This window comes from Parafilimonas terrae, assembly GCF_900115755.1.
Lineage (GTDB): Bacteria > Bacteroidota > Bacteroidia > Chitinophagales > Chitinophagaceae > Parafilimonas > Parafilimonas terrae.
On the sequence record NZ_FOXQ01000001.1, the window covers coordinates 1,113,942 to 1,121,366 of the forward strand.

Annotated in this window: 5 protein-coding genes; 4 read left to right on the forward strand and 1 reads right to left on the reverse strand. The window is 42.2% G+C overall.

Translation table 11 applies throughout. From position 1 onward, the window contains the following. Positions 1 to 3: 3 nt before the first annotated feature. Positions 4 to 3,162: a SusC/RagA family TonB-linked outer membrane protein gene (locus BM015_RS04780; protein WP_090655056.1), complete on the reverse strand. Its 3,159-nt coding sequence runs from the start codon at positions 3,160 to 3,162 to the stop codon at positions 4 to 6. Positions 3,163 to 3,374: 212 nt separating this feature from the next. Between BM015_RS04780 and BM015_RS04785 the strand changes: the two genes are divergently transcribed. The 4 genes from BM015_RS04785 (at position 3,375) to BM015_RS04800 (ending at position 7,347) form a co-directional block, all read left to right on the forward strand. Continuing rightward, positions 3,375 to 4,265 (forward strand): helix-turn-helix domain-containing protein, encoded by an 891-nt coding sequence (locus BM015_RS04785; RefSeq protein ID WP_090655293.1) that lies wholly within the window; start codon positions 3,375 to 3,377, stop codon positions 4,263 to 4,265. A 13-nt stretch (positions 4,266 to 4,278) separates the two neighbouring features. Next, complete coding sequence (locus BM015_RS04790; RefSeq protein WP_090655295.1) at positions 4,279 to 5,805, forward strand: gluconokinase; 1,527 nt, start codon at positions 4,279 to 4,281, stop codon at positions 5,803 to 5,805. A gap of 163 nt (positions 5,806 to 5,968) precedes the next feature. Next, complete coding sequence (locus BM015_RS04795; protein WP_090655059.1) at positions 5,969 to 7,006, forward strand: LLM class flavin-dependent oxidoreductase; 1,038 nt, start codon at positions 5,969 to 5,971, stop codon at positions 7,004 to 7,006. Positions 7,007 to 7,098: 92 nt separating this feature from the next. Continuing rightward, on the forward strand, positions 7,099 to 7,347 hold the full coding sequence (locus BM015_RS04800) for an SDR family NAD(P)-dependent oxidoreductase (RefSeq protein WP_090655062.1): 249 nt from the start codon (positions 7,099 to 7,101) through the stop codon (positions 7,345 to 7,347). The last annotated feature ends 78 nt before the right edge of the window (positions 7,348 to 7,425 follow it).

Genomic DNA, 7,425 nt, shown 5'->3' on the forward strand with positions numbered 1-7,425 from the left:
GTATTAAAATTTGATATTTAGATTTACGCCCATGCTCCTGGTAGAAGGTACGCCGGGCGATTCAAGGCCGATCATATTATCAACTCCATAACCAACTGTTTCAGGATCTATATTATCTACCCATTTTTTGAGAATTAAAACATTGTTGGCCACAAAATCCAGTTTAAGCCCTTTAATAGGCCAGTTGGCAGGAAGCTTTTTTGTAAAATCGTAGCCAAGCGAAACCTGCCTTATCTTCCAGAAACCTGCGTTGTAAACAACGGGTTCAACAATTTGCTGGGTACGCAGGTGTTCCCAGTAAGTTTGCACTGCCGCCTGTGCGGTATTCTTTTGCCCGTCCTGTGATACGCCATCTCCCACCACATAACCTGTTTCACGCCCTTCCAGCGTCATTTTATGCAAACCGTGCCGCACTGCATTGAAGTTGGTACCGGATAACATTGTATTGCCGAGTTTATAATCAATTAAAACAGTGAGATAAACACCCTTATAATTAAAACTGTTGAAGAAACCGCCCGTCCATTTAGGCAGGCCGCTTCCAAACAATACAAAATCATCAGTGCGCAATGGCAATCCATTGCTTTGAAAGATCATCTGGCCATTATCATTCCTTGCATAACCATAACCCGCTATCTGCCCCATTTCTTCACCTACTACCACACGCACTTCGCCGTTGAACGGATGGCTGCCAATAGTGGCCCGTTCGCCCGGCGTATTCGTACTTATGCTTATTACTTTGGTTATGTTGTAAGATGTGTTGGCGGTAAAATCCCACCTGAAATTATTGGTAAGAACAGGTGTTATATTCAATAGGCCTTCAAACCCTTTGTTATAGCTTTCACCACTGTTGATGCGCGTGTTGAGAAAACCGGATGCATCTGAAATCTGAACAGAGAATATCTGGTCAATAGTTGTTTTTTTATACACAGCCACATCCAGGCCCACACGATTGTTGAACATTCTTAATTCCATACCGGCCTCAAATTCTTTTACCCTCATTGGCCTCAGATTTGGATTAGGCAAGGTGCTGCCGCTTGTACCTACTGTAACGGCTGTTCCTGAAGGATTAAGAATAGTATTGGAATTTACGGTATAGAATAACTGGTCCGCATAAGGCCCAACATCACCATCGCTGCCCACTTCTGCATAACCAACCCTTAGTTTTCCGAAGGTTAACCAGGGGGCTGCTTTACCCAGTGATTCTGAAAAAACATAAGAACCGGATACTGAGGGATAAATAATGCCCATGTTTTCCTTAGAAAGGGTAGAGAACCAATCTTTTCTTATTGTTCCGTTTAAATAGAGTGTTTTCTTCCAGCCAATTTCACCTGATCCATACAATGAATTAACGCCAAACTGTGATAAAGTATAAACCGGGTTTTTTGCCCTTCCGTTCTGCACGGTGTAGAGACCGCGTACCACAAAATCCGTAACCTGCACATTATTTATATCAAGGCGGTTGCGGCGGTTATTACCACCTGCAGTAAGTGTTATATCAAAATCCCCGAATGATTTATTGGCTACCGTTAAAAAGTCAAGGTTTGTTTCGCGGTTACGGCGGGCTTCCTGTGTATAAACGCCGTTTACAAAGCCAGCCTGGGCCGGCGCCCTTGAAGCAATTCCTGTGGGGAAATTATTTACATCTTCATCGCGGCTGTAGTAATCCATGCCCACACGGCCTTGCACCCACCACCACGGCAGTATGTTATACTTTAAAGAGATGTTGCCAAAAACGCGGTCTCTTTTAATATTATGAAACTGCTCTGCCAAAACCCAGTAAGGGTTTGTACGATTTGTAAAACGTGAAAACACATATTCATTGCCATCTGCATTGTACTTGTTTTCCTCCAATACTTTCAGCGGCATTGTATTAGCTAAAGCCATGAGCGTAGTTGGAATTGAATTATCCTGGTTAGCAATGTTGGGTGGGTTTTTAATCCGCTCATTGGAATAATTCACATTACCGGCAAAGCTGAATTTATCGGAAAGATCATAATTAAACCCAAGGTTTACAATGTACCGGCCAAATTTGTTATTAGGCGTAATACCGAGGTTTTCCGTATTATTCAGCGAAAGGTGCACGCCGCCTTTTTCACCCATGCTTTCCAATGTTACGGTGTTGGCAAAGTTTTGCCCGGTACGGTAAAATTCTTTTATACGGCTTCCCTGTGCCACGTAAGGAACAGTAAGATTATCAAACAGTATCTGCGTCATACCCGGCTCTATTTTTTCACCAAACGACCATTCTCCGGAAGTGGGGTTAGGCGTGGTTGGCCTTACGCCATTTTCTCCCTGTCCATACTGGTTTTGGTAATCGGTAAAATCCAGCGGTGTTTCAAACGTATAATTTGAGTTTAACGTAACGCCAATGCCTCTGTTCTTACCTTTTGTTTTTGTGGTGATCATAATCACACCATTGGCAGCACGGTTACCGTAAAGAGCTGCTGCGGGGGCGCCTTTCAGCACGGTCATGCTTTCAATATCGTCGGGGTTTATGCTTCCCAAGCCGTCGCCGCCATCGGCATATACACCGCCTCCGCTAACACCTACGGTATTACCGTTAAAGCTGGAGTTATCTATCGGCACACCATTAATTACAATAAGCGGGCTGCCACCACCGGTAATGGCCGACTGGCCCCGTATGCGTATCTTGGAAGTTCCACCCGGCCCTGTGCCTAACGATGAAATATTTACACCTGCCACCTTTCCCTGTAAAGCATTCATGGGATTGGAGGTACGGTTTACTGTAAGCTCATCGGGCTTAACGATTGTGGTGGAATACCCCAGGCCTCTTTCACTTCTTTTAATACCAAGGGCCGTTACCACTACATCGCCCAGGTTTTGTGTATTGGCAGGCAAAACAGCATCAACAACTGAGCGGTTCCCTACATTGAGCTCTATACTCACAAAACCCACAGAACTAAAAACAAGCGTAACATTTGGGCCGGCTTTAATACTATAATTACCGGAAGAATCAGTGGCAGTACCTGTTTTCGTGTTTTTTACTAAAACAGATACAGCCTGCAGCGGTTTACCATCTTCATCGGTTACTTTACCGGTAACTGTCTGGCTTCTAACTGAGAAAGCCAGCAGAAAAAATAAACTAAAAACAAGTAACTTTCTCCCTACGCCGGCGTTCCGGCACGAAGGTTCGTTTTTCATACAGCAAGTAAATTTTAGCAGTTGATAAATTCTCTAAGCACTCTTTCGGAACACAATTGTTTTTGCAAAATATTCCAACATCAACACCCAAACTTCCAATAATCTACGGCGGTGAATTTTATACAAATAATATCTATGATCACCAACTTATTACAATGCAATCAAATATTCGGTGTAATAGCCGGGAATTTGTATTTTTAACTGCTTGCTGCATGAACCAATTTTATTTACAACAAAACGCTGCCAGGGAGTTGCAGCCGTTTCCGCATATTGTTGAGCTTGCTCTGAAAAAGAACAATGCTATCCGGCTGGATTCTTTGAATACAACGGCAATTAACAGCCTGCGCATTTACTATGTAATAGACGGTAAATTCGAATGGCTTATCCACGAACGGCAGCATATTTTATATCCCGGCGATGTGGCCATGATATTGCCCGGCCAGAAATTTGGCGGCGGCAAAGGTTTTCTTGATATAGGAACACTTTGCTGGATAAATATTAAAATAGAAAGAATAGATCCGGCCGGGAAATTAGTTCCGGGAAAATGGAGCAGCCTTTCAGAAAACGAAAGATCAACCATCGGCAAAATTCTTATGATGAACAACCGGCCGCTGCATTTGCAACTGAAAGAAGCCGGGCTTATTCTTGAAAAAATAAAAGCTGAATTATGCTGCCAGGAAATTGGTTTTAATACGAGAGTGAACCACCTGATAGATGAATTGTTTATTATAATTACACGTGGGCTTACCCGGCAAAACAATACACTTCGTAATTTTCCGCAAACTTTTTTACGGTTAGAACAGCAACTGCGGCAACGTTTGGATTACCAGTGGACGGTTGATGAAATGGCGGCCCTCGTTGGCCTTGGCACCACAGCCTTTAATGAGAAAGTAAAAAACTATACCGGCTTTTCTCCTTTAAATTATCTTATTAACATTCGCATATCTGAAGCTATTAAATTATTAAAACGTGGAGAGGCATCGGTAACGGCTATAGCTTTGGATACGGGCTTTTATTCATCACAGCATTTTTCAACAACATTCAAAAAATTAACCGGGTTCACACCCAGTGAATTCAGAAAAAATAACCTGCTTCAAAAATAAATCCCCAATTTTTATGGAATGCGTTATTACGATAGAATTAGGAACAAATGCAGTAAGGGTTTTCGCCTTCAGCCTTTCGGGTGAACTGCTTGCATCAATGAAGGGTTCATATCCTACATTTCATATCCAGCCCGATTACAGTGAGCAGGATCCGGAGCAGATATTCATTACCATGTTATATGTTTTGAAAAACCTGCTGAATGAAAAAATCCATCCGCAGAAAATTAAAGTTAGGTGTATATGCTTCAGCGCTTCCATGCACAGCGTTTTAGCAATTGACGAAAACGGCGTTCCGCTGGGCAACGCCATTACCTGGAGTGATAACCGCGGGAAAAAAGTGGCAGCCGCCTTAAATGCATTGCCCGCCTGCAAAAAAATTTATACAGCCACGGGCACACCCATTCATCCAATGTCGCCCTTAATAAAAATTGCATGGATGAACGAAAACGATAAAGAGAGATTTAAAAGGAGTTCAAAATTTTTATCCATTAAAAGTTATATCGTTCAGCAATTAACCGGCAAATATTGTATTGATTACAGCCTTGCTTCTGCAACAGGCCTTTTAAATATTCATACGCTTAACTGGGAACCCGATGCACTGGCATTTGCCGGTATTAAAGCTGATAAACTGCCCGAGCTTGTGCCGGTATTTCATTCGCCGGGCCGGTTACTTAAAGCTTATCAAACTTCACTCGGCCTGCCGGCGGGCGTAAAAATCTTAATTGGCTCAAGCGATGGCTGCCTTGCCACACTTGGCGCCGGCGTTTGGGGCGAAGGAAAAGCCACCATTACAATTGAAGACAGCGGCGCCGTGCGTATTGTGGGCAAAAAAGTATTGCAGGATGAAAAGCAACGCTTCTTTAATTACCTGCTTACAAAAAGCTATTATGTATCCGGCGGGCCAACCAACAATGGCGGCGTTATTTTCGATTGGTTTACGCGGCAATTCGGCGAGTTTAAAAACCCTTTCGATATAGAATACAGTATGGACACGCTGATGAGCGAAGCCGCTAAAGTTGACGCAGGCTCCGAAGGATTATTGTTTTTGCCATACCTGCTGGCAGAACGGGCGCCGATATGGAACCCTAATGCAAGAGGCTGCTATTTTGGGTTGAATATTAACCATGGCCGCCAGCATTTTATACGCGCCACCATTGAAGGCATTTTATACGAAATATACAGTATTGGAAAAACGCTGCAGGAACACCGCAGCATTAAAAGCCTTTCCATAAACGGAAGCTTCGCTTCCATACCTTTTTGTGCACAAATAATTGCCGATATGTTTAATAAGCCTTTATATGCAAGCAAGCAAAGCAATAACAGCATTGGGCTTGGGGCTTTTTTACTGAGCGCAGTGGAAATGGGCATATATAAAACGATTGATGAAGCGGCGCAAACAGTTGTGGTTCCCGACAGGTATAAACCCAACAAACAAAACCATAAAATATATAATAGTTATTTCCGCATTTTTGAAAGCTTAAGTGTAAAGCTGTTTGATGAATTTGAAAGCATTTCCAATTTGCAGCAACAACCCTGCTAACCGTTTTTCGCACTGTTTCCGCGCCTGTAAAGGCGGTGAACAAACTTTATTTTGGTCATAGGTTTTCAGATTTTTGTTTGTGATGAATAATTTTTCATTCATCTATCCTTTGCAATTTCCTGTTCATCTATCCAATACTTTTACATTACATAAATTATAGTTCATGGAATTTGGCATAAGTACATTCGGAGAAATTGTGCCCGATCATAAAGCGGGCAATGCAGAAAATGCACACAGAAGGATACAGGATTTACTGGATGAAGCAAAGCTTGCAGATACAATAGGGCTGGATGTTTTTGCTTTAGGTGAACATCATCGTCCCGATTATATTGTATCATCTCCTGAAATGGTATTGGCAGGCGCCGCAACCATTACAAAAAGCATAAGGTTTATAAGCGCCGTTACGGTTTTGAGCTCTTCAGATCCTGTGCGTGTATTTCAAAATTTTGCCACGCTTGATTTAATATCCAATGGCCGTGCAGAAATTATGGCGGGCCGCGGCTCATTCATCGAATCGTTTCCTTTGTTTGGATATAACCTGGATGATTATGATGAATTGTTTATTGAAAAGCTCGACCTTTTATTAAACATCAACCGGCAGGAAAGAGTTACATGGAAAGGAACACATCGTGCTTCCATCAGTAACCTTGGCATATATCCAAGGCCGTTACAGCAACAATTGCCAATATGGATTGCCGTTGGCGGAACGCCGGCTTCCGTAATCCGCGCAGGCAGTTTGAATTTGCCTTTAACGATTGCTATTCTTGGCGGCAGCCCCGTGCAGTTTACACAGCTTACCAATTTATACCGCAATGCTGCAAAAAAAGCAGGGCACGATGAAAGCAAACTGCAGCTATGCATTAACGAACATTTATATGTAGCTGATACCAGTGAACAGGCAAGGGATGAATTCTGGGTTATTTATGGAAGAATGATGAATAAGATTGGGCAGGAAAGAGGATGGAGCCCCATGAATAAACAGCAGTTTGAATATTTATGCCAGCCCGAAGGCCCGTTGCTGGTGGGCAGTGTAAAAGAAGTGGCCGACAAACTTATTTATCAATACAAATTATTTAATAACACCAGGTTTTTAGCGCAGGTAATTCATGGTGATATTCCGCAGGAAAAAATTATGCGTTCCATTGAATTGTTTGGAAAGGAAGTGGTGCCTGCAGTAAAAGCAGCAATGCCATCTGCCTAAAGGGAAATAGTTATGCGCATCAAATTTGGAGTTGGGCCAGGTTTTTGAAATGCAGCATATCGTTTAAATTTTATCAATCAAAATATTTGTAAATGAATGATCTTGAAAATAAAGTAGCTTATATAACCGGTGGCAGCAAAGGCATTGGTTATGGTATTGCTGAAACATTATTGAAAGCAGGAATGAAAGTGGCTATAACAAGCCGCCATTCAGATGCTGCAAAAAAAGCAGCGCAATCTTTGAGTAAAGATGAATCAAAAGTTTTGGCTTTACAATCTAATGTGGGTGATGCAGCATCTGAAGCAAAAGCAGTGGAAGAAGTAATTAATTCAAGTTGCTAGTTAATCAGGTAAGCTTATCAAGAGTAAACCCAAGAATAAACATTACCAGTTTTATTAAAAACCCTTTGAAAGTTACAG